The sequence below is a fragment of the Afipia birgiae 34632 genome, from assembly GCF_000308295.2.
GTDB lineage: Bacteria > Pseudomonadota > Alphaproteobacteria > Rhizobiales > Xanthobacteraceae > Afipia > Afipia birgiae.
In genome coordinates this window covers 242,931-265,909 of sequence record NZ_HG326655.1, presented here as the reverse complement: position 1 = coordinate 265,909, position 22,979 = coordinate 242,931, and the positions used below count along the sequence as shown (strand labels likewise).

19 protein-coding genes are annotated in these 22,979 nt (G+C 61.4%); 8 read left to right on the top strand and 11 right to left on the bottom strand.

The features are described 5' to 3' along the window. Window positions 1-912, bottom strand: a complete 912-nt coding sequence (gene metF / locus BN32_RS24315; protein ID WP_040427685.1) for a methylenetetrahydrofolate reductase [NAD(P)H] — start codon at window positions 910-912, stop codon at window positions 1-3. Window positions 913-1,349: 437 nt separating this feature from the next. Between metF and BN32_RS24310 the strand changes: the two genes are divergently transcribed. After that, complete coding sequence (locus tag BN32_RS24310) at window positions 1,350-2,369, top strand: LLM class flavin-dependent oxidoreductase (protein ID WP_019199852.1); 1,020 nt, start codon at window positions 1,350-1,352, stop codon at window positions 2,367-2,369. A 6-nt stretch (window positions 2,370-2,375) separates the two neighbouring features. Here BN32_RS24310 and BN32_RS24305 read toward each other — a convergent pair whose 3' ends face one another. Further along, window positions 2,376-3,239 carry a prephenate dehydratase gene (locus BN32_RS24305; protein WP_019199853.1) on the bottom strand — a complete coding sequence of 288 codons (864 nt, stop codon included), beginning with the start codon at window positions 3,237-3,239 and terminating at the stop codon, window positions 2,376-2,378. After that, the gene (locus BN32_RS24300; RefSeq protein WP_019199854.1) at window positions 3,236-3,982 is read right to left on the bottom strand and encodes a 3-deoxy-manno-octulosonate cytidylyltransferase; all 747 of its coding nucleotides are present in this window, start codon (window positions 3,980-3,982) and stop codon (window positions 3,236-3,238) included. Before BN32_RS24300 ends, BN32_RS24305 begins: the two co-directional genes overlap by 4 nt. A gap of 208 nt (window positions 3,983-4,190) precedes the next feature. Here BN32_RS24300 and BN32_RS24295 point away from each other — a divergent pair, with 208 nt between their 5' ends. The 6 genes from BN32_RS24295 (at window position 4,191) to BN32_RS24270 (ending at window position 12,681) form a co-directional block, all read left to right on the top strand. Further along, a complete protein-coding gene (locus BN32_RS24295; protein WP_019199855.1) occupies window positions 4,191-4,739 on the top strand; it encodes a c-type cytochrome in 549 nt (182 codons plus the stop codon). Window positions 4,740-4,942: 203 nt separating this feature from the next. Beyond that, window positions 4,943-6,826 carry an extracellular solute-binding protein gene (locus tag BN32_RS24290; protein ID WP_040427577.1) on the top strand — a complete coding sequence of 628 codons (1,884 nt, stop codon included), beginning with the start codon at window positions 4,943-4,945 and terminating at the stop codon, window positions 6,824-6,826. Then, entirely contained in the window at window positions 6,823-8,748 is a 1,926-nt protein-coding gene (locus tag BN32_RS24285) for an extracellular solute-binding protein (RefSeq protein WP_019199857.1), read from the top strand. Before BN32_RS24290 ends, BN32_RS24285 begins: the two co-directional genes overlap by 4 nt. Window positions 8,749-8,751: 3 nt before the next feature. Continuing rightward, on the top strand, window positions 8,752-9,861 hold the full coding sequence (locus BN32_RS24280) for a microcin C ABC transporter permease YejB (RefSeq protein ID WP_019199858.1): 1,110 nt from the start codon (window positions 8,752-8,754) through the stop codon (window positions 9,859-9,861). Next, window positions 9,858-11,036 (top strand): ABC transporter permease, encoded by a 1,179-nt coding sequence (locus BN32_RS24275; RefSeq protein WP_019199859.1) that lies wholly within the window; start codon window positions 9,858-9,860, stop codon window positions 11,034-11,036. The genes BN32_RS24280 and BN32_RS24275 overlap by 4 nt, the downstream gene beginning before the upstream one ends. A 7-nt stretch (window positions 11,037-11,043) precedes the next feature. Next, on the top strand, window positions 11,044-12,681 hold the full coding sequence (locus BN32_RS24270) for an ABC transporter ATP-binding protein (protein WP_173405808.1): 1,638 nt from the start codon (window positions 11,044-11,046) through the stop codon (window positions 12,679-12,681). 6 nt (window positions 12,682-12,687) lie between these two features. Here BN32_RS24270 and BN32_RS24265 read toward each other — a convergent pair whose 3' ends face one another. Both BN32_RS24265 and BN32_RS24260 read right to left on the bottom strand, forming a co-directional pair. Then, entirely contained in the window at window positions 12,688-13,545 is an 858-nt protein-coding gene (locus BN32_RS24265) for a C40 family peptidase (protein ID WP_019199861.1), read from the bottom strand. Then, complete coding sequence (locus BN32_RS24260; protein ID WP_019199862.1) at window positions 13,538-14,920, bottom strand: leucyl aminopeptidase family protein; 1,383 nt, start codon at window positions 14,918-14,920, stop codon at window positions 13,538-13,540. Before BN32_RS24260 ends, BN32_RS24265 begins: the two co-directional genes overlap by 8 nt. A 215-nt stretch (window positions 14,921-15,135) precedes the next feature. On the opposite strand from BN32_RS24260, the gene BN32_RS24255 reads away from it, so the two are divergent. Continuing rightward, window positions 15,136-15,933 carry a tetratricopeptide repeat protein gene (locus tag BN32_RS24255; RefSeq protein ID WP_019199863.1) on the top strand — a complete coding sequence of 266 codons (798 nt, stop codon included), beginning with the start codon at window positions 15,136-15,138 and terminating at the stop codon, window positions 15,931-15,933. 89 nt (window positions 15,934-16,022) lie between these two features. Here the strand turns inward: BN32_RS24255 and BN32_RS24250 are convergent, their stop codons facing one another. From BN32_RS24250 to BN32_RS24225, 6 genes are read right to left on the bottom strand one after another with little or no spacing between them, the layout of a single operon-like run. Then, a complete protein-coding gene (locus BN32_RS24250) occupies window positions 16,023-17,000 on the bottom strand; it encodes a type II secretion system F family protein (RefSeq protein ID WP_040427683.1) in 978 nt (325 codons plus the stop codon). Between the two features lie 12 nt (window positions 17,001-17,012). Continuing rightward, a complete protein-coding gene (locus BN32_RS24245) occupies window positions 17,013-17,984 on the bottom strand; it encodes a type II secretion system F family protein (RefSeq protein WP_019199865.1) in 972 nt (323 codons plus the stop codon). 10 nt (window positions 17,985-17,994) lie between these two features. Continuing rightward, on the bottom strand, window positions 17,995-19,449 hold the full coding sequence (locus BN32_RS24240; RefSeq protein WP_040427574.1) for a TadA family conjugal transfer-associated ATPase: 1,455 nt from the start codon (window positions 19,447-19,449) through the stop codon (window positions 17,995-17,997). A 22-nt stretch (window positions 19,450-19,471) separates the two neighbouring features. After that, window positions 19,472-20,734 carry a CpaE/TadZ family protein gene (locus tag BN32_RS24235; RefSeq protein WP_019199867.1) on the bottom strand — a complete coding sequence of 421 codons (1,263 nt, stop codon included), beginning with the start codon at window positions 20,732-20,734 and terminating at the stop codon, window positions 19,472-19,474. Beyond that, window positions 20,731-21,468, bottom strand: a complete 738-nt coding sequence (locus BN32_RS24230) for a CpaD family pilus assembly protein (protein ID WP_019199868.1) — start codon at window positions 21,466-21,468, stop codon at window positions 20,731-20,733. Before BN32_RS24230 ends, BN32_RS24235 begins: the two co-directional genes overlap by 4 nt. Window positions 21,469-21,489: 21 nt before the next feature. Continuing rightward, window positions 21,490-22,965, bottom strand: coding sequence for a type II and III secretion system protein family protein (locus tag BN32_RS24225; RefSeq protein ID WP_173405807.1), 1,476 nt, complete (start codon window positions 22,963-22,965; stop codon window positions 21,490-21,492). Window positions 22,966-22,979: the final 14 nt, after the last annotated feature.

Genomic DNA, 22,979 nt, shown 5'->3' with positions numbered 1-22,979 from the left:
TCACGCAGCTTTCTGCGCACCGCTGGGACGAATTCCCAGAAGGTGGCTGATGGCGAACACAAGATCCGCACGGTTCATCGTATAAAAATGAAAATTCTCGACGCCATGCTTGGCCAGTTTCTGCACCTGACCGGCGGCGACGGTCGCAGCGACCAGTTTGCGCGTTTCGGCATCGTCATCGAGGCCTTCAAATTTGTCGGCCAGCCAGGACGGCACGGTCGTCCCCGCACGGGTGACGAAACTGCGCGCCTGCTTGAAGTTGTGCATCGGCATGATGCCGGGCACCACCGGAATATCGATGCCGCGCGCGCGAACGCGGTCGAGGTAGCGAAAATAGAGATCGTTGTCGAAGAACACCTGGGTGATGGCCCGGCTTGCGCCCGCGTCCACCTTGGCTTTCAGCGCGTCGATATCGGCATCGAAGTCAGGGCTCTCGGGATGCTTTTCCGGATAAGCGGACACCGTGACGTCGATGTCGGGATAGCGCTTCTTGATGCTGGCGACGAGATCGGCCGATGTCTGGTAGCCGTCGGGATGCGCCGCGTAAGCCGTGCCGATGCCGGTGGTAGGGTCGCCACGTAACGCAACGATGTGTCGGACGCCGACGTCATGATATCGCGCGACCACGTCGTCGATGTCCGCCTTGGTGGCGGCGACGCAGGTGAGATGGGCCGCGGGCGTGAGCTTGGTCTCACCGAGGATGCGCGCGATGGTGGAGTGTGTGCGCTCACGGGTCGAGCCGCCCGCGCCATACGTCACCGACACGAAGTTCGGCGTCAGCGGCGCAAGCCGGTTGATGACCTCCCAGAGGTTGCGCTCCATCTCCTCGGTCTTCGGCGGAAAGAACTCGAAGGAAATCGCCGGACGCTTGTGCCCCGGTGTTTCGTTCGGGGCGGATGTTTCGCTCGTCACGCTTCTCAACTCCACATGTCGTAAGGCGGTGCGCGGGCCGGAATGGGCTGCGGCCTCCGCGGCGCGGTGTGCCTCCGTTTCGCCCTTTGGGCCGGACTTCGTCACCGTTTCGCCTTTACGAGCCAAAATAAGCGAAACCAGCCTTTTCCGACAGCCCATTCACTGGACTTTTGGTATGGGAAATTGCCCACTATAGCGCTTTGCTTAGAAGAAGCTTGATGCAAGGCGGGGTCAAGATGGCCACAAATCCGAGTATTTTGACCAATTCACCAGCATATTTTGAGATTTTGTAGCCAAATCCATCAAACGGGGGTGGGCAAAAATTCGCATGTTTGATCAATCTGTCATGTAGTTGCCCACCCTTCTTTGGCAACACGGCTGGGTGGCATGCACGGCAGTGGTTTGACGGGTGCCGGCGAGCCACTAGCTTGGGCCGCATGACCCCGCTTTCCATCCTCGACCTTTCTGTCGTCACCACCGGCACCAAGCCCTCCCAGTCGCTGCGCAACAGCATCGATCTGGCGAAGCATGCCGACCGCCTTGGTTACACGCGCTACTGGCTGGCCGAGCATCACAGCCTCTCGTCGGTCGCGTCGCCCGCACCCGAGATCATGATCGGACAGATCGCAGCGGCGACGCAGCGCATTCGCGTCGGCTCCGGCGGCGTGATGTTGCCGAACCATGCGCCGCTGATGGTCGCCGAACGGTTCAAGATGCTGGAAGCGCTGTTTCCCGGCCGGATCGATCTTGGACTCGGCCGCGCGCCCGGCACCGATCAAACCACCATGCACGCGCTGCGTCAGCGGTTCGATCCGCGCGGCGGCGATGACTTCATCGAGCGTTTGATCGAACTGACACTGTGGGAAACGCGCAATTTTCCCGAAGGCCACCCCTACAACAACGTCATCGCAATGCCGGACGATGCGCCGCTGCCGCCGATCTGGCTGCTCGGGTCGAGCGACTACAGCGCGCAACTCTCAGCGCAGGTCGGCATGGGATTCGCGTTCGCTCATCATTTCGCCTCGCACGATGCGGCCGACGCGATGATTCACTATCGCGCGCATTTCACGCCGTCGCATTGGCGAACCGTCCCGCATGCCATTCTGGCGATCGCGGTGATCATGGCCGAGACCGATGAAGAGGCGGATCGGCTGGCATCGTCGGCCGATCTCAATCGCCTGCTGCGCGACCGCGGGCAATATCGCCCGCTGCCAAGCGTCGAGGAGGCGCAGGCCTATCCGTATACTGACGCCGACCGTGTGAGTATCGCACGCAACCGCTCGCGGCTGTTCGTTGGCTCTCCGCAAACCGTGATGCAGAGCATTGCGCCGCTGATCGAGGCCAGCAAGCCAGACGAGGTGATGGTGATTACCGCGACCTACGATCACGATGCGCGCAAGCGTTCATACAGCCTGCTGGCGGAAGCGTTCGGAATCGGCAAACAGGCGGCGGCCTAGTTAGCCTTACTCCGCGCCCTTTTCCGTGAAGGCGACGCGGAAGGGATGTGCCGGATAGACGCCGACGATCCGCAATTCCTTTGAGAAGAATTTCAGTTCTTCCAGCGCATAGGCGAGGTTCTTGTCGTCGGGATGACCGTCGACATCGGCATAGAACTGCGTAGCGAAGAAATTGCCTTCCACCATGTAGCTTTCCAGCTTGGTCATGTTGACGCCATTGGTGGCGAAGCCGCCCATCGCCTTGTAAAGGGCGGCTGGAAGGTTGCGCACGCGGAAAACAAAAGTGGTCACCAGCGGGCCAGAACCTTGTGCAGCCCACAACTGCTCGCGCGCCAGGATCACGAAGCGCGTGGTGTTGTGAGCCTCGTCCTCGATGTCTTCAGCAAGAATGTCGAGACCGTAAATATCGGCGGCAAGACGCGAGGCGATCGCTGCGCGGCTCTTGTCGCCGTGTTCGGCGACGATGCGCGCTGCGCCCGCCGTGTCGCCCGCGACGATCGCCTTGATGCCGAGCTTGCGGATGATGTTGCGGCACTGCCCGATGGCGTGGACATGGCTTTCGACGGTCTTGATGTCTCCGAGCTTCGCGCCGCGCGGCCCCATCAACTGATGCCGGATCGGCAAAAACCATTCGCCGACGATGAACAATCCCGACTGCGGCAGGAGGTGATGAATGTCGGCGACGCGGCCGGCCAGCGAGTTCTCGATCGGAATCATGCCGAGGCTGGCTTCGCCTGACGAGATCGCCGCCAGCGCATCCTCGAAGGTCGCGCAAGGCAGCGGCGTGGCGTCCGGAAAGGCTTCCTGAATCGCGATGTGCGAATTGGCGCCGGGTTCGCCCTGAAAGGCGATTTTCATCGACTTGGTCATGATGCCTTGCCTGCCAGCATTTGCCGCGCGGTTTCGAGGTCGTGAGGCGTATCGACGCCCAGCGGCACCGTGTCAACCACCGTGACGTCGATCCGCATGCCGGCCTCAAGCGCCCGGAGCTGTTCGAGCTTTTCGCGGGTTTCGAGCGGAGAGGGCGGCAGGGCGACAAACCGCGCCAGCGCCTGCCTGCGATAGGCGTAGAGCCCGATGTGGTGATAGCGCGGGCCGTCTCCGTAAGGTGCGGTTGCCCGCGTGAAATACAGCGCTCGCAGCCGTGTTGTACTCAGGGGGGACCCGACCACTTTGACCACGTTGGGGTTGGTATTTTCTTCGTCCTTCCGGATCACCGCAGCCAGCGTGGCGATATCGACGCTGGCATCGTCAAGCGGCGCCAGCACGGCGCGAATGTCCTCAGGCGCGATGGTCGGCAGGTCGCCCTGAACGTTGATGATGATGTCGATCCCTCCCGCGCCGTCGATAGTCTGAAGCGCCTCGAAGATCCGGTCTGACCCGGAGGGATGATCCGTGCGGGTCATGACGGCTTCGCCGCCGTGTTGGGTGACGGCGCGGGCAATCTCAGGTGCGTCGGTCGCGACGATCACCCGGCCGATTCGCGCCGCTTCCGCCCGTCGCAGCACATGGACGATCATCGGCAGGCCGCCGACGTCGAGCAGCGGCTTTCCCGGCAGCCGGGTTGCGGCCATACGGGCGGGAATCAGCACCAGGGCGCGGGTTTCTGTCATTGGAGGCAAGCGGCTCGGATGGCCAAATTGGTGAGGAAATGACGGGTGTTTTCAAGGGGTCGCGCGTTTATACGGGTTGCCAGAAGGCAGGCAAACCGTTATCTCGATCCCGCTACCTGTATTGCGCTGCACGCCTGTTCCCGGTAGCAATTCGTGGCCGTTTCATGCGGCCAAACGTATCGACTTTCCGGCTAGGGCCTGATCGCAAATGGACTCCTTCGAACTCAACAAGATCATGGGCGCAGTGCTTGGCACCTGCCTCGTTCTGCTGGCGACCAACATGGCCGCCAATGCGATTTTCGCGCCAAAGAAGCTGGAAAAGCCCGGCTTTGAGATCGCGGTGAAGGAAGCGGAGGGCGCCGGCCCGGCTGCCGCCGCGGCGCCGAGCGAGCCGATTGAAAAGCTGCTTCAGACGGCCTCCGTTGAGAAGGGTACTGCCGCTGCAAAGAAGTGCGCGGCCTGCCACACCTTTGAAAAGAACGGCCCGAACAAGGTCGGCCCAAATCTTTATGGTCTTATTGACGACGAGATCGGCCACGGCCGTGGCGGGTTCAATTTCTCCGCCGCCATGAAGGGCAAGGGCGGCAAGTGGACCTACGACGCCCTCAACAAGTTCATCGCCAGCCCGAAGGGCTACGTCCCCGGCACCGCGATGGGCTTTGCCGGCATCAGCAAGGACAGCGAACGGGCGGATCTGATCGCCTACCTGCGTACGCTGGCTGATACTCCGGTGCCGCTGCCGACCGCCAGCAAATGAGCTTTCGGCGCGTGACCGAAATTTAATCCGAAAACGGCCAGGTTCGCCTGGCCGTTTTGCGTTGCAATTGCTGCTGTTTTCGAGCCGGACATTTCGCCGCAAAGAACGCTCCGCAACGGGCTGGCATCGCATCCAAAAACCGACATAATCGGCCAAGACGTTGCCTCGACACCCTTTTTCGACCAGCAACAGGAACTTTCAATTTGAGCATTTCCCGACGTGGCCTTCTTCAGAGCGGTGCGTTTGTTGCAGCGGTCCCCATGCTGAACGCGGCGGGGCTGACAACCGTCGGCCTCGCACAGGCTCAGGCCGCGCCGGAATGGAAACATGCTTTATCGCTGTTCGGCGACATCAAGTATCCCGCCGACTTCAAGCGTTTCGACTATGTCAATCCGGATGCGCCGAAAGGCGGCGTCGCCCGGCAGATATCGATCGGCACCTTCGATAATTTCAATCTCGCTGTTGCCGGCGTCAAAGGGACGATCGCGCCTGCGGTCGGGCTGATCTACGAGACCTTGATGGCGCGGTCGCAGGACGAGGCGACAACCCAATATGGTCTGCTGGCCGAGTCGGTTTCGCATCCCGACGATCATTCGTGGGTGATCTATCGTCTTCGCAAGGATGCGAAGTGGAATGACGGCAAGCCGGTCACCCCGGAAGACGTGCTGTTCTCGATGGAGTCGCTGAAGAAATACAGCCCGATGTATTCGTCCTACTACAAACACGTGGTGAAGGCGGAGAAGGTCGGCTCGCACGACATCAAGTTCACGTTCGATGCGCCCGGCAATCGCGAGCTTCCGACCATTGTCGGTGAATTGACAGTGCTTCCGAAGCATTGGTGGGAAGGCAAGGATAGCGAAGGCCGCAAGCGCGACATCGGCGCGACGACGCTCGAGAAGCCGCTTGGCTCAGGTCCATATGCCATCAAGGATTTTGTCGCTGGCCGATCCGTAACTCTGGAGCGGGTCAAGAATTACTGGGGCGAGAAGACGCCGACGCGGATCGGCCAGAATAATTTCGATGAGATGCGGTTTGAATTTTTCCGCGACACGACGGTATCGCTCGAGGCCTTCAAGGCTGACCAGGCCGACTGGATCATCGAGTCGTCGGCAAAGAGCTGGGCGACGGCCTATGATTTTCCGGCCGTGACCGAGAAGCGCGTCGTCCTTGAGGAATTCCCGATCAACGATTCCGGCCGGATGCAGGGCTTCGCCTTCAACATCCGCCGTGAACTGTTTGCGGACAAGCGCGTCCGCCGCGCCTTCAACTATGCCTTCGACTTCGAGGAAATGAACAAGCAGCTGTTCTACGGCCAGTACAAGCGCATCAACAGCTACTTCGAAGGCACCGAACTCGCCAGTTCGGGTGTTCCGGTTCAGAGGGAGTTTGAAATCCTCAAGGAGGTCTACGGCGAGATTCCGCCCGAGGTGATCGCCAAGCCCTACGAGAATCCGGTCGGCGGTGATCCCGACAAGGTGCGTGAAAACCGGCGCCAGTCGACACGCCTGCTGAAGGAGGCGGGTTATGAGGTCCGCGACCAGAAGCTCGTGGACAAGAACGGCAAGCAGGTTTCGGTTGAGTTTCTCATCGATAGCCCGCCGTCGGAACGCATCGTCCTGTTCTACAAGCCGTCGCTGGAGCGGCTCGGTATTGAGGTTACGGTTCGAACCGTTGATACCGCGCAATACCAAAATCGGCTGCGCAGCTTCGACTACGACATCGTCACGGAAGTCTGGGGGCAGTCGCTGTCACCGGGCAATGAGCAGCGCGATTTCTGGGGAACCGAGTCTGCTGATGTGCCCGGGTCGCGCAACACCATCGGAATCAAGAATCCGGTGATCGACAAGCTGATCGACAAGATCATTTTCGCGAAGGATCGCGAGACGCTTGTCGCTGCGACCAAGGCGCTCGATCGCGTACTGCTCTGGCACTACTACGTTGTGCCGCAATTCACCTACGGCTTCTCCCGATACGCGCGCTGGGATCGTTTCAGCCACGCGCCGCTGCCGAAATACGGCCGTTCCGGTCTGCCGACGCTGTGGTGGTTCGACAAGGACAAGGCCGACAAGATCGGCAGGCGTTCTTGACCGGCCTTTCGCGGCGGCGGGTTCTCGTTCTCGGCGGCGGCGCCATGGCTGCTGCATGGAGGCCGCTCACGGCAGTGGCTCAGTCGGATGTCGAGGCTGCCCCTGAATCCCACGGTATGTCGGCGTTCGGCGACCTGAAATATCCGGCGGATTTCTCCCGTTTCGATTATGTCAATGCCGAAGCGCCCAAAGGCGGCGTGTTCTCCACCGTGCCGTCATCGCGCGCCTACAACCAATCGTTCCACACCTTCAATTCGCTGAACAGCTTCGTCCTCAAGGGTGACGGCGCGGTCGGCATGGACCAGACGTTCGCCGCGCTGATGGTGCGTGCAGGCGATGAGCCCGATGCGATGTACGGTCTCGTCGCCCGCTCGGTGCGAATTTCGCCGGACAAGCTGACGTACCGGTTTACACTGCGGCCGGAAGCGCGCTTCCATGACGGCACGAAAATCACGGCGAAGGATGTGGCGTTCTCCCTGACGATCCTCAAGGAGAAGGGGCACCCCATCATCCAGCAGCAGTTGCGCGACATGACGAAGGCGGAAGCCAGCGACGACGCGACGGTGACGGCGACATTCGCAGCCAAGCGCGGCCGCGATGTGCCGCTGTACGTGGCGGGACTGCCGATCTTCTCGAAGACCTATTACGACAAGAAGCAGTTCGAGGAATCCACCCTCGATGTTCCGCTCGGCTCAGGACCTTACAAGGTCGGCCGCTTCGAGGTGGGGCGCTATATCGAGTACGACCGCGTCAAGGACTGGTGGGCAAAAGATCTGCCGGTGTCACGCGGCGCTTTCAATTTCGATGCCGTGCGGTACGAATTTTATCGTGATCGCGACGTGGCGTTCGAAGGCTTCACCGGCCGGAATTATCTCTATCGTGAGGAATTCACCGCGCGGATCTGGAACACGCGGTACGATTTCCCCGCCATCAAGGATGGCCGCGTCAAGCAGGAGAAGCTGCCTGATGATACGCCGTCTGGCGCGCAGGGCTGGTTTCTGAATACGCGGCGTACGCAGTTCAAGGATTCGCGGGTGCGCGAGGCCATGATCCAGGCGTTCGATTTCGAGTGGACCAACAAGACCATCATGTACAGCGCCTATGCGCGCACAGTCTCGCCGTTCCAGAATTCGGACCTGATGGCGGAAGGGCCGCCATCGCCGGAAGAGCTCAAGCTGCTGGAGCCGTTTCGCGGGCAGGTGCCTGACGAGGTGTTCGGCGCACCATTTCTGCCGCCGGTCACCGACGGATCGGGACAGGATCGCTCGCTGCTGCGCAAGGCATCGCAACTGTTGCAGGATGCCGGATGTGTCATCAAAGATGGCAAGCGCCGATTACCCAACGGCGATGCGTTCCGGGTCGAATTCCTGCTTGAGGAGCCTGCGTTTCAGGCCCACCACGCGCCCTACATCAAGAATCTGGGAGTGCTCGGCATCGACGCCAGCGTGCGGCTGGTCGATCCGGTACAGTTTCGCGCCCGTGTGGACGATTTCGATTTCGATGTCGCGATCCAGCGCTTCAGCATGTCGTCCACGCCAGGCGATGCGATGAGGACGTTCTTCTCGTCGCAGGTCGCGGACATCAAGGGATCGCAGAATCTGTCCGGCATCAAGAATCCCGCCATCGACGCGCTGATCGAGCGCATCATCTCCGCTGACAATCGCGACGAGTTGCGCATTGCTTGCCGGGCGTTCGATCGTGTGTTTCGCGCGGGGCGCTATTGGGTGCCGCAATGGTATTCGGCCAGCCATCGCATTGCCTATTGGGATGTCTTCGCCCATCCTCCGAACATTCCACGTTACGCCAACGGTGTCGGCGCGCCGGAATTGTGGTGGTCCGATGAGGCGAAAGCCAGGAAGCCTGAGCAGACCAAGCCTGACCAAGCCAAGCCCCAACAGACCAAGCCCGAGCAGGCGAAATAATCCATGAGCGCGTATATCGCCCGCCGCATCCTGCTGATGATTCCCACGCTGCTGGGCATCCTGTTCGTGTCATTCGTCGTGGTGCAGTTCGCGCCCGGCGGGCCCGTGGAGCGGGTGATCGCGCAACTGTCCGGCTCCGATACCGGCGCAAGCTCGCGCATATCGGGATCGTCCGGCGGCGACTTTGCCTCGCGCCCACAGGCGGGTGCGTCGGCCGATGCCGTCAGTTCGAAATATCGCGGCGCACAGGGACTCGATCCGGATTTCGTCAAGAGCCTCGAAAAGCAGTTCGGATTCGATAAACCCGCACCCGAACGTTTTGCATTGATGCTGTGGAATTTCGCGCGGTTTGATTTCGGCAAGAGCTATTTTCGCGATGTCAGCGTGATCCAGCTCATTCGGGAGAAGCTGCCGGTCTCGATGTCGCTCGGCATCTGGATGACGCTGCTGACCTATTTGATTTCGATCCCGCTCGGGATTCGCAAGGCGATCCAGGACGGCTCGAAATTCGATACCTGGACATCGGGCATCATCATCATCGGTTTCGCGATCCCGGGTTTTCTGTTCGCGATCCTGCTGATCATCCTGTTCGCGGGCGGATCGTTCTTCGACATCTTCCCGCTGCGCGGTCTGACTTCGGATGGCTGGGCGCAAATGCCGTGGTATCAGAAGATCACCGACTACTTCTGGCACATCACGTTGCCGCTGATCTCGATGGCGCTCGGCGCCTTCGCGACGATGACGCTGCTGACCAAGAATTCGTTTCTCGATGAAATCCGCAAGCAGTATGTGATGACCGCGCGCGCCAAGGGGTGCAGCGAGCGCCAGGTTCTGTACGGGCATATTTTCCGCAACGCCATGCTGATCGTGATCGCCGGTTTCCCGAGCGCATTCATTCACGCGTTCTTCTCGGGCTCGCTGCTGATCGAAACCATCTTTTCGCTCGACGGTCTCGGGCTGCTCGGTTTTGAAAGCGTGCTCAACCGCGACTATCCGGTGGTATTCGGCACGCTGTTCATCTTTTCGCTGGTCGGCCTCGTGGTCAATCTGATCTCGGATCTCGCCTATATGTGGATCGACCCGCGGATCGATTTCGAGGCGCGCGAGGTATGACGATCGCTTCTGCACCGCCGGTCGAGACCACGACGCTGTCGCCGATGGGCGAAGCCGTGCCGCCCTCGCGGCATCCGCTTGGCATCTCGCCGCTCAACCAGCGCCGCTGGCGCAATTTCAAATCCAACCGTCGTGGCTACTGGTCGTTCTGGATTTTCTCCCTGCTGTTCCTGATCTCGCTGTTCGCGGAGCTGATCGCCAACGATCGCCCGTTCCTGATCAAGTTCGACGGCAAGCTGTTCTTTCCGGCCTTCGTCACCTATCCCGAAACGGCCTTCGGCGGAGACTTTGAAACCGCCGCGGATTATCGCGATCCGTATCTGCAGAAGCTGATCAAGGAAAAGAGCGGCACGATTCTCTGGCCGCTAATCCGCTATTCTTATGGCACGCACAATCTCGACTTGCCGACGCCCGCGCCCTCGAAGCCGACATGGATGCTGACCGAAGCGCAATGCAAGGCGGTGGTCGAGAAGAAGGGAATGCGAGGCTGCCGCGATCTCGAATACAACTGGCTCGGCACCGACGATCAGGGCCGCGACGTGGTCGCGCGCCTGATTTACGGCTTCCGTATCTCGGTTCTGTTTGGCCTCGCGCTGACAATCATCTCATCGGTAATCGGCATCGCTGCCGGCGGCATCCAGGGCTATTTCGGCGGCTGGGTCGATCTGTTGTTTCAGCGCTTCATCGAAGTGTGGACCGCGATCCCGTCGTTGTATCTCCTGTTGATCCTGTCTTCGGTGCTGGTGCCCGGATTCTTCGTGCTGCTCGGCATCCTGTTGCTGTTCTCATGGGTGTCGCTGGTCGGCCTCGTGCGTGCGGAGTTTCTGCGCGGACGAAACTTCGAGTACATCCAGGCTGCGCGGGCGCTCGGCGTGTCGAACGGCACCATCATGTTCCGGCACCTTTTGCCGAACGCCATGGTGGCGACCATGACCTTCCTGCCGTTCATCGTGTCGTCCTCGGTGATGACCCTGACGGCGCTGGATTTCCTTGGCTTCGGCCTGCCGCCGGGTTCGCCCTCGCTCGGCGAACTGCTGTCGCAGGGCAAGGCCAACGTGCAGGCGCCGTGGCTTGGTTTTACTGGGTTCTTCTCGGTCGCGATCATGCTGTCGCTTCTGATCTTTATCGGCGAGGGCGTGCGCGACGCATTTGACCCGCGCAAGACGTTCAGGTGAGATCATGTTGGACACAATCAACCAGCCACTGCTCGATGTCCGCGATCTGTCGGTGGCTTTCCGCCAGGGCGGGAACGAGAGCACAGCGGTCGATCAAATCTCGTTTTCGATCGATCGTGGGCAATGCGTCGCGCTGGTCGGCGAATCCGGTTCGGGAAAATCCGTCAGCGCGCTGTCGGTTCTGAAGCTGCTGCCTTATCCGACAGCACATCACCCGACCGGAAGCATTCGGTTCAAGGGGCAGGAGCTGCTAGGCCTCAGCGAGAACGAGATACGCGGCATTCGCGGCAACGACATCTCGATCATCTTCCAGGAGCCGATGACGTCGCTCAATCCGCTGCACACCATCGAGGCGCAGATCGGCGAGGTGATCTATCTGCACAGCGGCGTGAAAGGCGCGGTCGCGCGGTCGCGAACGCTGGAATTGCTGACGCAGGTGGGTATTCCCGAGCCCGAAACACGTCTCGCCAGCTATCCGCACCAGCTCTCCGGCGGCCAGCGGCAGCGGGTGATGATCGCCATGGCGCTGGCGAACGAGCCGGATTTGCTGATCGCGGACGAGCCGACCACGGCACTCGACGTCACCGTGCAGGCGCAGATTCTAAAATTGCTTGCGGACATTCGCGAGCGGCTCGGCATGAGCATGCTGTTCATCACCCACGATCTCGGGATCGTGCGGCGCATCGCCGACACGGTCTGCGTGATGAACAACGGCAAGATCGTCGAGCAGGGACCGGTCGAACAGGTTTTCACGGCGGCTCAGCATCCCTACACCAAGGCGCTGCTGGCTGCGGAGCCGAAGCCTGACCCAGCACCGCCCCGCCCAGAGTCTCCGGTCGTGATGTCGTCTGACGATCTGAAAGTCTGGTTCCCGATCAAGCGCGGTTTGCTGCGCAAGACTGTCGGCCACATCAAGGCGGTTGATGGTGTCAGCGTGTCGGTGCGTCAGGGCGAGACGCTCGGCGTCGTCGGGGAATCTGGTTCGGGAAAGACCACCCTTGGTCTCGCCTTGCTGCGTTTGATTTCGTCGAATGGTCCTATCGTGTTTCTCGGCAAGGATATTCAGGGCCTGAAGTTCAAGGAGATGCGCCCGGTCCGCCGCGACATGCAGATCGTGTTTCAGGATCCGTTCGGGGCGCTTAGCCCGCGCATGTCTGTCGGGGATATTGTCGCCGAAGGGCTTGGCGTGCATCAGCCGTCGCTGAATGAAGACGAGCGCGAAGCGCGGGTTATCAAGGCCCTCAAGGATGTCGGGCTCGATCCGGCGACGCGCTTCCGCTATCCGCACGAATTCTCCGGCGGCCAGCGCCAGCGCATCAGCATCGCGCGCGCGGTGGTGCTGGAGCCGAATTTCGTGGTGCTGGATGAGCCGACCAGCGCGCTCGACATGCTGTTCCAGGCCCAGATGGTCGATTTGCTGCGCGATCTGCAGCGCAAGCGTGACCTGACCTACATGTTCATCTCGCACGATTTGCGGGTGGTCGCCTCGCTCGCGAGCAACCTGATCGTGATGCGGCACGGAAAGGTGGTCGAGCAGGGTGCTGCGGCGGATCTGTTCAAGAATCCGCAGACGGATTACACGCGTGCGCTGTTCGCGGCGGCGTTCAACATCGAAGCCGCGCCGAACATCGTGCCGGATCTGTAAACTCTTCTAGCTCAGCCGCTTGATACTGGTGACGTTGCTGCCGGCGGACTTGATCCGCGCGATGGCAGCTTGCGTCGGCTCGATGGCGGTCGCCATGTGATACGCGTTGGCGTGGACGATGGTGGCGCTGTTGCGAACGACGGCGACATGGCCCTTCCAGAAAATCAGGTCGCCGCGTTTGAGGTCATGCCACTGCGAAGGCGTCAGAGCCGTTCCCAGTGCCGCTTCCTGCATGTCGCTGTCGCGGGGCGCGGCGATGCCTGCGGCGGCGAGCGATGCCTGCACGAGACCTGAACAGTCGATGCCAAGGCTTGTGCGTCCACCCCAGAGATAGGGCGTACCGGCGAAGCGTTCGGCGACGGCGACAAAGTCCGCCTCGGTCGTGTCAAGCAATGCGACGTGGTGCACCGGCAGATAGTGGCGCTGGCTGGTGATGGCGAAGGTGCCATCGGTCTTGACGATTTCGACGCGTGCACCCAGCGGCAGGCTCTCGACCGGCGGGAGTTTGATCGAGGGCCCCGGAAACGCAAGTGTGCGCAGCGCCGTGACTTTATGCGTCGGCGTCGAGCGCGGCTGAACCAGCGCGGTGTCGGGAAGCCATCCGACATAGCCGTCGGCTTTGAGCTGGCCCCACGCCCATCCTTCCGCGTCACGATCGTAAATGGTGACGCGCTCGCCCTTCAGCGCTTCGGTGTCGAGCGCCGCTTCGTGCGACGGTTCGCGCCGGACCGGCACGATGGGATCGAACACCTCGAATTCGATCCCTTCGGCGAACCGCGCAGCGGTGACCTTGCCTTCAAGATGCTTTGCGGCGAGGTCCGGCCGCGCAGGTGTCAGCCTTGGATCAGGTTTTGGATCAGCCATAGCGCTCGCTCAAAAGCTTGTAGATGGCGCGTGCGGCCTGGCACTCGCCGCCTTCGGGACGTGCTGGCTTTGCTGATGGCGTCCAGCCGTAAATATCCACATGAAGCCAGCTCTTGGCGTTTTCGACGAAGCGTTTCAGGAACAGTGCGCAGGTGATCGATCCTGCAAACGCGCCGCCGGGTGCGTTGTTGAGGTTTGCGGCTTTGGAGTCGAGCCATGAATCGTAAGGCATCCACAACGGCATGCGCCACAGCGGATCGTTCTCGGCGCGGGCATGGCGCGCGACATCTGTCGCGAGCGTTTCGTCGTTGGTGTAGAACGGCGGCAGGTCCGGCCCCAGCGCGACGCGTGCCGCGCCGGTGAGCGTGCCGAGGTCGATCAGCAGATCTGGCTTCTCCTCGTCCGCCAGCGCCAGCGCATCGGCTAGCACGAGGCGTCCTTCTGCGTCGGTGTTGCCGATCTCGACGTTGACGCCCTTGCGCGAAGGAAAGATATCCAGCGGACGAAAGGCATTCCCCGCGACTGAATTCTCGACTGCGGGAATCAAGACGCGCAGCCGAACCTTGAGTTTGGCATCCATGATCATCTGCGCGAGCGCGAGCACGTTGGCCGCGCCGCCCATGTCCTTCTTCATGATCAGCATGCCGCTGGACGGCTTCAGGTCGAGGCCGCCGGTGTCGAAGCAGACACCCTTGCCGACGAGGGTAACCCTGGGGTGGGATGCATCGCCCCATGTGATGTCGATCAGACGCGGCGCCCGGGTCGAGGCCATGCCGACAGCATGAATGAGCGGAAAGTTCTGCTTCAGCAGGTCCGAGCCGACAATGCATGTATAGATCGCGCCGAACTTCTCGGCGAGCGCCTCCGCCGCCTGCGCGAGTTCATCCGGGCCCATGTCGTTGGCGGGCGTGTTGATCAGGTCGCGCGCCAGCGCAGCCGCCTCTGCCATGCGTGTGATCTCGGCCATATCAACGTCGCTCGGCGGGACGAGCCGCGCGCCGGGAGCATCGTTCTTGCGGTATCGGTTGAACCGATAGCTCCCGAGCGCAAACGCCAACGCCGCGAGCCGCGTGTCATGCGGGGCGTTGGCGAAGCCGTAGGTACCCGCCGGCAGCAGGCCGGGCAATTGTCCCGGTCGGAACAGATCGCGCCATTCGCTGGAGGCATCTTCGATCCCGAACAGGACATGGGCGAGCGAACCGTCTTCTGCAGGCAGCGCCAGATACTGGCCGGGCTTTGCCGTGAAGGCGTTGGCGGCGGCGAATCGCTGGGCGGTGGCGGGAAGCGTGGCGCTGACGGCGTCCCAGGTCGATTTGGAAGCAAATGTAATGGGAATGGGCTGGGCGTCGGTGGAACTTTTGAAAGCAGAGTGCATGGGCTTCCCGGATAGCGGTAGGGCGATATAGACAGCACTATAGCAGCGCAGCGCTCGCGCGCGGCAGGCTCAAGACGGTGTTTTTACATGCTCTTTTGAGGGGAGCGGGACTTTGTCCTGCTCGGGGATCGGCCACGGTTAACCAGACATTAGGGTTAACAGTCTATTGCTGGCGGCATCCGGCTTCGCCACCCTCGATCGCGAGTCCATGCGTCATGCGTCATCCATCTCATGTCACCCGATATCTTGGCTCAGCCGCAGTCGCAGCGATCCTCGCTGTGGGGCTGGCCGGGTGCCAGACAGCGCGCTCACCCGATGTCACCGGATCGCTGGATGCACGTGCGGAAGCCGGGCCGGGCGGCGTGGCACGCAATGAGGTCGAGACCTATGGCGAACGTTATCGCGCCAATCCGCGCGATGCGGCCGCCGCGCTTCAGTATGGCCAGTCACTGCGCCTGAACGGCCAGCGTCAGCAGGCTGCTGCGGTGCTGGAACAGGCGACCATCGCCAATCCCGGCAACAAGGCGCTGCTGGCCGCCTATGGCCGAGCGCTGGCAGACAACGGAAGCTTTCAACAGGCGTTCGATGTTTTGAAGCGGGCCCATACGCCGGCAAATCCCGACTGGCGCATCCTGTCGGTGCAGGGCACCACGCTCGATCAGATGGGCAACCATGACGAGGCCCGCCGCTACTATGCGAGCGCCCTGAAGATTGCGCCGGAAGAGCCGTCGGTGCTGTCGAACCTCGGCATGTCCTATATGCTTTCCAAGGATCTGCCGAAGGCGGAGTCCGTTCTTCGCAGGGCTTATAATCGCGGGTCGGCGGATAGCCGCGTTCGCCAGAATCTTGGACTGGTCGTCGGCCTGCAGGGGCGCTTCCCGGAGGCCGAGACCATCGTGAAGGCCGACCTGCCAGCCGATGAAGCGGAAGCAAACGTCGCCTATCTGCGGCAGATGCTCAGCCGCGATGGCCGGCAGCAAAAGACGGCTGCGATGGAGCCCGGCCGGTCATAGGCCAGCTGCGCTGATTTCATATTTCTTGTGGGTATGATCGAAGTCTGATGCAGCGAAAGCTGGAACGGAAATCCAGCCGACGCTTCGCATCACTTCATGTATTCTGAGACCTTGATGCCAGTAGGCCCGAGAATAACCACAAACAGCACCGGCAGAAAGAACAGGATCATCGGCACGGTCAGTTTCGGCGGCAGCGCGGCCGCCTTCTTCTCAGCTTCGTTCATGCGCATGTCCCGATTTTCCTGAGCCATCACACGTAGCGTCTGTCCGAGTGGCGTGCCGTAGCGTTCCGACTGCTGCAGGGCCAGACAGACCGACTTCACGCCTTCGGTACCGGTCCGCTTGGCGAGATTCTCGTAAGCCATCTTACGGTCCTGGAGGTACGACAGTTCCGCGGTCGTCACCGAGAACTCTTCGGCAAGGGGGATCGACTGGCTGCCGATCTCCTGGCTGACCCGGCGGAATGCCGCCTCGATTGACATGCCTGACTCGATGCAGATCAGCAGAAGATCGAGCGCGTCCGGAAACGCCCGCCGAATCGACAGCTGGCGTTTGGTGATCGCGTTCTTCAGGAACAGCATCGGCGCTTGCATGCCCAACCAGGTCGCGCCGATGCATATGCCGATTTTCATCGGGGTCGGCTGCTGCATGTTCGAAATCACGAATACATAGAGAATGGCACCGATCAAAAACAAGATCGGCATGACGAGACGGAAGAACAGGAACGTGATGTAAGGCGCCTGGCCGCGATAACCGGCCATGACGAGCTTCTCGCGGGCTTCTTCCTGGGCCACCCATTTACCGAGATTGAAGTCCTCGACGACCCTCTGCACAAGCTGTTTCGGCGACTGGCGCAGCGAGACTTTCTCGTGGCGGTTCAGCCGGTCGCGTTCACGCTGGCGCAGGCGTTCGCGCTCGCTGGCGACCGCCTTCATACGTTTGGCCAGACCTTCGCCCGCAAGCATCGGCGACACCACCGCGTAAGCAGCTGCCGCTGCGGCGATTGCCGACATCAGCATCGTCATGAACCGGATATCGTGGATTTTTTCGATGAGAAGATCTAGCAGCATGGCCCCTCATCAAAAATCGAAATTGATCATTTTTTTCATAACGAGGATGCCGGTCCCCATCCACAACACGCAACCGGCCAGCATCAGCCGTCCGGTTGGATGGGTCCACAGCAGCGAGATGTAGTCGGGCGTCATCATGTAGACCATAATCATCACGATCGGCGGCAGGGCACCGATGATGCCTGCAGAGGCCTTGGCTTCCATCGACATCGCTTGAATCTTCGCCGCCATCTTCCTGCGGTCGCGAAGCACCCTGGACAGGTTGCCAAGAGCTTCCGACAGGTTGCCGCCGGATTTGGTCTGAATCGCAATCACGATGCCGAAGAAGTTGGCTTCCGGTAGTGGCATTCTGTCGTAGAGACGCTGGCACGCCTCGCCGAGCGGCATGCCGATTGTCTGGGTTTCGATGATCGCGTTGAATTCGCCCCGCAGCGGCTCGGGTGAATCTGCTGCGACAACCTTGAGAGAATCGAACAGCGGGAGTCCGGCCTTGATGCCGCGGACGATCACGTCGACGGCATCCGGCAGAGCATCGAGAAATTTCGCCTCGCGGCGCTTCTTGAAAAAGCCAAGCAGCCAGCGCGGCAATCCGAAGCCAGCGCCAAGGGCAAAACCGAGCGCTGGTAGAAGCCCGACGCCGGTGAAGTAGGTCAAGACCATCACGACCGTGCCGAGGACAGCGGAGCCGACTGTGAATTGCTGCTTCGTCCAGTCCACACCCGCCTGGGCAATGCGGGTTTCCAGCGACACCTTCTTGGACTGAGCAAGCCGCTGCTCCAATTCCTTCATCGATTCTTCGACCTGCACGCGGCGAGAGCGGACCCGGTCGTCGACGCGGAGCGAAGGATCTGTTCGTGCGAAGGATGCGCGGCGCTTCTCGGCCTGATTCTCACCGGACAGCAGCGGATAGACGAACACCCAAGCGAGCCCGCCCACGGTCACTGTGGTGAGGAAAGCTAGCGCCAGCGCCTGCATGTCCATGGCGCGTTCCCTATATCTCAGCGACTTCGGCCGCGTCGAGCGCGGCGGCAAGCCGCTTTTCCTCGCCGTAATAGCGGGCACGGTCCCAGAATCGCGGACGGCCGATCCCCGTCGAGCGGTGCCGGCCGATGATATTGCCGTTCAGGTCTTCGCCCATCAGGTCGTAGATGAAGATATCCTGGGTGATGATGGTGTCGCCTTCCATCCCCATCACTTCGGTGATGTGGGTGATGCGACGCGAACCGTCGCGCAGGCGGGCCGCCTGGACGACGACATCAATCGATGCGCAGATCATCTCGCGAATGGTGCGCGACGGTAGCGAGTAGCCGCCCATTGTGATCATGGATTCCGCGCGGGACAGCGCTTCGCGCGGGTTGTTGGCGTGCAGCGTTCCCATCGAGCCATCGTGGCCGGTGTTCATCGCCTGCAACAGGTCGAATGCCTCGGGTCCGCGGACTTCGCCGACGATGATGCGTTCTGGCCGCATGCGCAGGCAGTTTTTGACCAGATCGCGCATGGTGACCTGGCCTTCGCCCTCGATATTGGGCGGTCGCGTTTCAAGGCGCACGACGTGCGGCTGCTGCAGTTGGAGTTCTGCGGCGTCCTCACAGGTGATGATCCGCTCGTCTTCGTCGATGTAGTTGGTAAGGCAGTTCAGCAGCGTGGTCTTGCCAGAGCCGGTACCGCCGGAAATCAGTACATTCGCGCGACAACGCCCGATGATCTGCAGGATCTGTGCGCCCTCAGGCGTAATCGCGCCGAACTTGACCAACTGATCGAGCGTCAGCTTGTCCTTCTTGAATTTGCGGATGGTCAGTGCCGGACCATCGATCGCCAGCGGAGGCACGATTGCGTTCACGCGCGAGCCGTCGGCGAGGCGCGCGTCGCATATCGGCGAGGATTCGTCGACGCGGCGGCCCACCTGGCTGACGATGCGCTGGCAGATGTTGAGAAGCTGCTGGTTGTCGCGAAAGCGAATACCGGTCTTCTGGATCTTGCCGCCGACTTCGATAAACACGGTGCCGGCGCCATTGACCATGATATCGGCGATGTCGTCGCGCGCAAGCAGCGGTTCAAGCGGCCCATAGCCCAGAACGTCGTTACAAATGTCGTCAAGCAGCTCTTCCTGCTCGGCGATCGACATCACGATATTCTTGATCGCGATGATCTCGTTGACGATGTCGCGAATTTCCTCGCGCGCGGACTCGACGTCGAGTTTCGCAAGCTGGGCGAGGTCGATGGCCTCGATCAGCGCCCCGAAAATTGTTGCCTTGACCTGATAATAGCTGTCCGAGCGCCGCGTTTCGACAACCGGGGTAGGCATGGGCGGCCGGGCAGGCGCCAGCGGAGGCGACGCAATGCTCGCCATCGCCAGCCTCGCGGCCGCGGGCGCTGCCTCCTGCCCACGGTCCGGGGGCTGAACCGCCCGGACGTCGGCTTCTGATCCGCTACGCTTACCAAACACGGTGATAACTCCACGCGATAGTCTATTTGGCCCGCAGTTTTCCGAGCAAAGGCGCCAGGATCGAAATGCGCGGCTTCTTGGCTTCGGCGCGGCCGGTCAGGCGCTGTGCAATCTGCAAGAACATTTCGGCAGTCCGGTGATTGGCCGCGATCTCCGCGATCATCTGACCGTTGTTCGCTGCCGCCCCGAAAATCTGCGGCTCGAACGGAATGGTCACGATCGGCTGGCTCTCGATGGCCTTTGCGAACTCGCTGGTGTTGATTTCGGGCCGTTTCGGAACGCCCGCCTGATTGATGCAGTACAGCGGCGGCCGGTCGTTGGGGCGCGCGGCTTTCAGCGTGTCGAACATGTTCTTGGTGTTGCGCAGATTGGCGAGATCGGGGGTTGCGACGATCAGGATATCGTCAGCCCCGACCAATGCACGCTTGGTCCATCCGGACCACTGGTGCGGAACATCGAGCACAATGCAGGGCATTGTCGTGCGCAGCGTATCGAAAATCGAATCGAATGCCTCAGCCCCGAAATCATACACGCGGTCTAGCGTTGCCGGCGCGGCGAGCAGACTCAGATGATCGGTGCACTTGGACAGCAGGCGATCGACGAACGCGGTATCGATGCGATCCGGAGAAAAGACCGCGTCGGCGATACCCTGCGGAGGGTCCTGGTTGTAATCGAGACCGGCCGTTCCGAAGGCAAGATCGAGATCGGCGACGACCGAATCCAGCGCGAGGTCGCGCGCGATCGCCCAGGCGACGTTGTGCGCCACCGTGGAAGCACCGACGCCACCCTTAGCGCCGACGACGGCAATGATGCGCCCGACAGCCTTGGCTTCGGGCACCGAAAAGAGGCCACAGATCGAACGAACGATGTCGAGCGGCGCGACTGGCGCGATGACATAGTCGCTGATGCCGCGCCGCACGAGTTCGCGGTACAGCACGACATCGTTGACGCGGCCGATCACGATGACCCGGGTGCCGGCGTCGCAAACCGTTGCCAGCTGGTCGAGGCCCGAAAGAATGTCGTTGCGGCCTTCGGTTTCCAGCAGGATTACGTTCGGGGTCGGCGCGGTACGGTAAGCCTCGATGGCCGCAGCCATGCCGCCCATTTGAATCTTGAGATGAGCCTTATCCAGCCGCCGGTCTTCGCCGGCGGACTGCACAGCCGCTGCGGTCTCGACGGTTTCGCAGAATGCCTGAACGGACACGCGCGGCGCCGGCGCGATGTGTTCCTCTGCGGCGGAAGAGCCGGTCCCGTCTTCCTGGTCTTGGCGCGCGTAACTAATCATTTGCCCACATTGCTGATTTGGTTTTTGTCTGGATCAGGATAGTTCGTGGCAGTGCTTTCGCCCCTGCGATACTTGTCCAGCACGACTGTCCGCCGGCCGGTATAGGCTGGGGTCTCTGAGCGCGGCTGAACCAGATCCGATGGATTGGCGACCATGGCCGCGAGATTGCGCTGCTGTGCGCAGCCGAAATTGTGGTAGGGGCGATTGTCGAGATAGCCCTTGTTCTTGATCGAGGGGCCGAGGTCTTCCGGCCACGTGCCGCACGGACCGGCATCCGCCGTGATCCGCGGATAGTTGACGCGGATGGTCGCAAACAACCGGGGATCGGCCGGGCGATAGTTTCTGACGGTGATGCCGCGCGGCGGCACGCCGGCCGCAGCCAGGATGGCCTTGATCTCGCGCAATGAATCGGCGGCAACACGGGCATTCGGCGAGTTCACCGGCATGTCGATGACGATCCCGCCCGTGCCTTCGCGCAACCAGGTTTCCGCAACGCCCGCGATGTCCGAGCGCTGTATCGAGGTAAGTCCGCCACGCCCGTGACCGACGAAGACTTCGGTCGCGCGATTGGCCTCCTGGATCACGATTGGATGGCGTTGGCGATAGTCGTTCGGAACGCTGCCGGTCACGGTGTCCTGGCTCGTATGCGTGCAGGCTCCCAAAGCGGCGGACGCCCCGAGGAGGGCGGCTGCGATCCGCATGCTGTGCTTGAGATCGGGTACTCGCTTTGTCATCGATACTGTCCTTGTCCGATCTCAGTCGGTGATGAAGCCGTAAGAGCCGCGGTACTTGCGGGCCGGTTCAACGCGGCCGGGAACGCCGTAGATGCGATTGATAGTGCCGAGCAGATCGGCCTGCGGATCAGACGAGTCAGCAAATCCGTCGTCCGGTCGCGAGAGGTCCTTCTGCGCGACAGCGCGAACCACATAGGGGGTCACCAGCACCATCAGCTCGGTATTGTTGTTGACGAAATCACGGCTGCGAAACAGCGTTCCCAGCACGGGCAACTGTGACATTCCGGGCAGACCGCTGATCGCCTGCTTGGTCTGCTCCTTGATAAGACCTGCCATCACCATCGAGCCGCCTGACGGAATCTCGAGTGTCGTGTCGGCGCGATTCACCTTGATCGCCGGGATCGTTGTGCCGCTGATGGACACCGAGTTTTCCTGCGACAGTTCGGACACTTCGGTGCTGACGCGCAGGCTGATGCGGCCCTCGCTCAGAACGACCGGGTTGAAGCCGAGCGCGATGCCGAACTTCTTGAAAATAATCTGCGTCGTACAAACGCGCGTATTGGGATCGCACGAATTTCCGCCAGGCACGGGGAATTCGCCGCCGGCGAGGAAGTTGGCGGATTCACCCGAGATCGCGGTCAGACTAGGCTCCGCAAGAGTTCGGATGACTCCGGCGTTTTCCATCGCACGCAAGGTCGCCTGTACCGACGGAACGACACTGCCGGTGGAGGTTATTGTCTTGCCAAAGCTGCCGATCGCGCTGTTGCCGTCCACAAGAGCACGGCCGTTTGCCGTGAACGGGTTTGTATTGTTAAAATTCACGACGGCCGTGCCGTAATTCATCGACGCGGAAAGATCGACGCCGAGCTGCTTGATGATGTTTCGTTGCACTTCCGCGACGGTGACCTTGAGCATGACCTGATCGCGGTCGCGTACGGTGATGCTGTTGACGACCTTTTCCGCGCTGCCGGCGAGGCGAGCGGCAAGATCGGCCGCCTGCTGTGCCTCGACGGGGCTGGCAGCCGAACCCGACAGGACGACACCGTCGCCGACGCCTTCGATCCGGATGTCGGACCGCGGAAACGATTGTTTCAGCGCGGCGCGGACGCCGTTGAGATCGCGCGTCACGGCGATATCGTAGGCGGCAATCTGCTGACCTGCCGAATCAAAGAAGATGATGTTGGTCTGACCGACGGCGGCGCCGATGATGTAGGCCCGCTGGGCCGAACGAACGACTGCGTTGGCGATCTTGGGGTCCGCGACGAGGACGTCCTTGACGTCCCGCGGCAGGTCGATCACGACGGATTTTCCGATGCCCAGTGGCAGGAAGCGAGCGTTCAACTGGCCCCCGCCGGATGCTGCGACCGCAGGCGTGCGGTAGTCGCTCGCGATTACCGGCGACAAAACCGGGTTCAGCGTCAGCGCGGAAACAGCTGCAAACGACAGGGCGCGCACCAGGAAGGTCCGCACAGGTGCCTGATGTCCCTCTCGCCTCATCTTCCAAGTCCCCT

Coding starts and splice junctions, on each gene's coding strand:
- BN32_RS24275 (WP_019199859.1), top strand. CDS start 9,858: ATGACGATCGCTTCTGCACCGCCGGTCGAGACCACGACGCTGTCGCCG.
- BN32_RS24310 (WP_019199852.1), top strand. CDS start 1,350: ATGACCCCGCTTTCCATCCTCGACCTTTCTGTCGTCACCACCGGCACC.
- BN32_RS24255 (WP_019199863.1), top strand. CDS start 15,136: ATGCGTCATCCATCTCATGTCACCCGATATCTTGGCTCAGCCGCAGTC.
- BN32_RS24235 (WP_019199867.1), bottom strand. CDS start 20,734: ATGATTAGTTACGCGCGCCAAGACCAGGAAGACGGGACCGGCTCTTCC.
- BN32_RS24230 (WP_019199868.1), bottom strand. CDS start 21,468: ATGACAAAGCGAGTACCCGATCTCAAGCACAGCATGCGGATCGCAGCC.
- BN32_RS24265 (WP_019199861.1), bottom strand. CDS start 13,545: ATGGCTGATCCAAAACCTGATCCAAGGCTGACACCTGCGCGGCCGGAC.
- BN32_RS24305 (WP_019199853.1), bottom strand. CDS start 3,239: ATGACCAAGTCGATGAAAATCGCCTTTCAGGGCGAACCCGGCGCCAAT.
- BN32_RS24280 (WP_019199858.1), top strand. CDS start 8,752: ATGAGCGCGTATATCGCCCGCCGCATCCTGCTGATGATTCCCACGCTG.
- BN32_RS24225 (WP_173405807.1), bottom strand. CDS start 22,965: ATGAGGCGAGAGGGACATCAGGCACCTGTGCGGACCTTCCTGGTGCGC.
- BN32_RS24295 (WP_019199855.1), top strand. CDS start 4,191: ATGGACTCCTTCGAACTCAACAAGATCATGGGCGCAGTGCTTGGCACC.
- BN32_RS24300 (WP_019199854.1), bottom strand. CDS start 3,982: ATGACAGAAACCCGCGCCCTGGTGCTGATTCCCGCCCGTATGGCCGCA.
- BN32_RS24260 (WP_019199862.1), bottom strand. CDS start 14,920: ATGCACTCTGCTTTCAAAAGTTCCACCGACGCCCAGCCCATTCCCATT.
- BN32_RS24245 (WP_019199865.1), bottom strand. CDS start 17,984: ATGGACATGCAGGCGCTGGCGCTAGCTTTCCTCACCACAGTGACCGTG.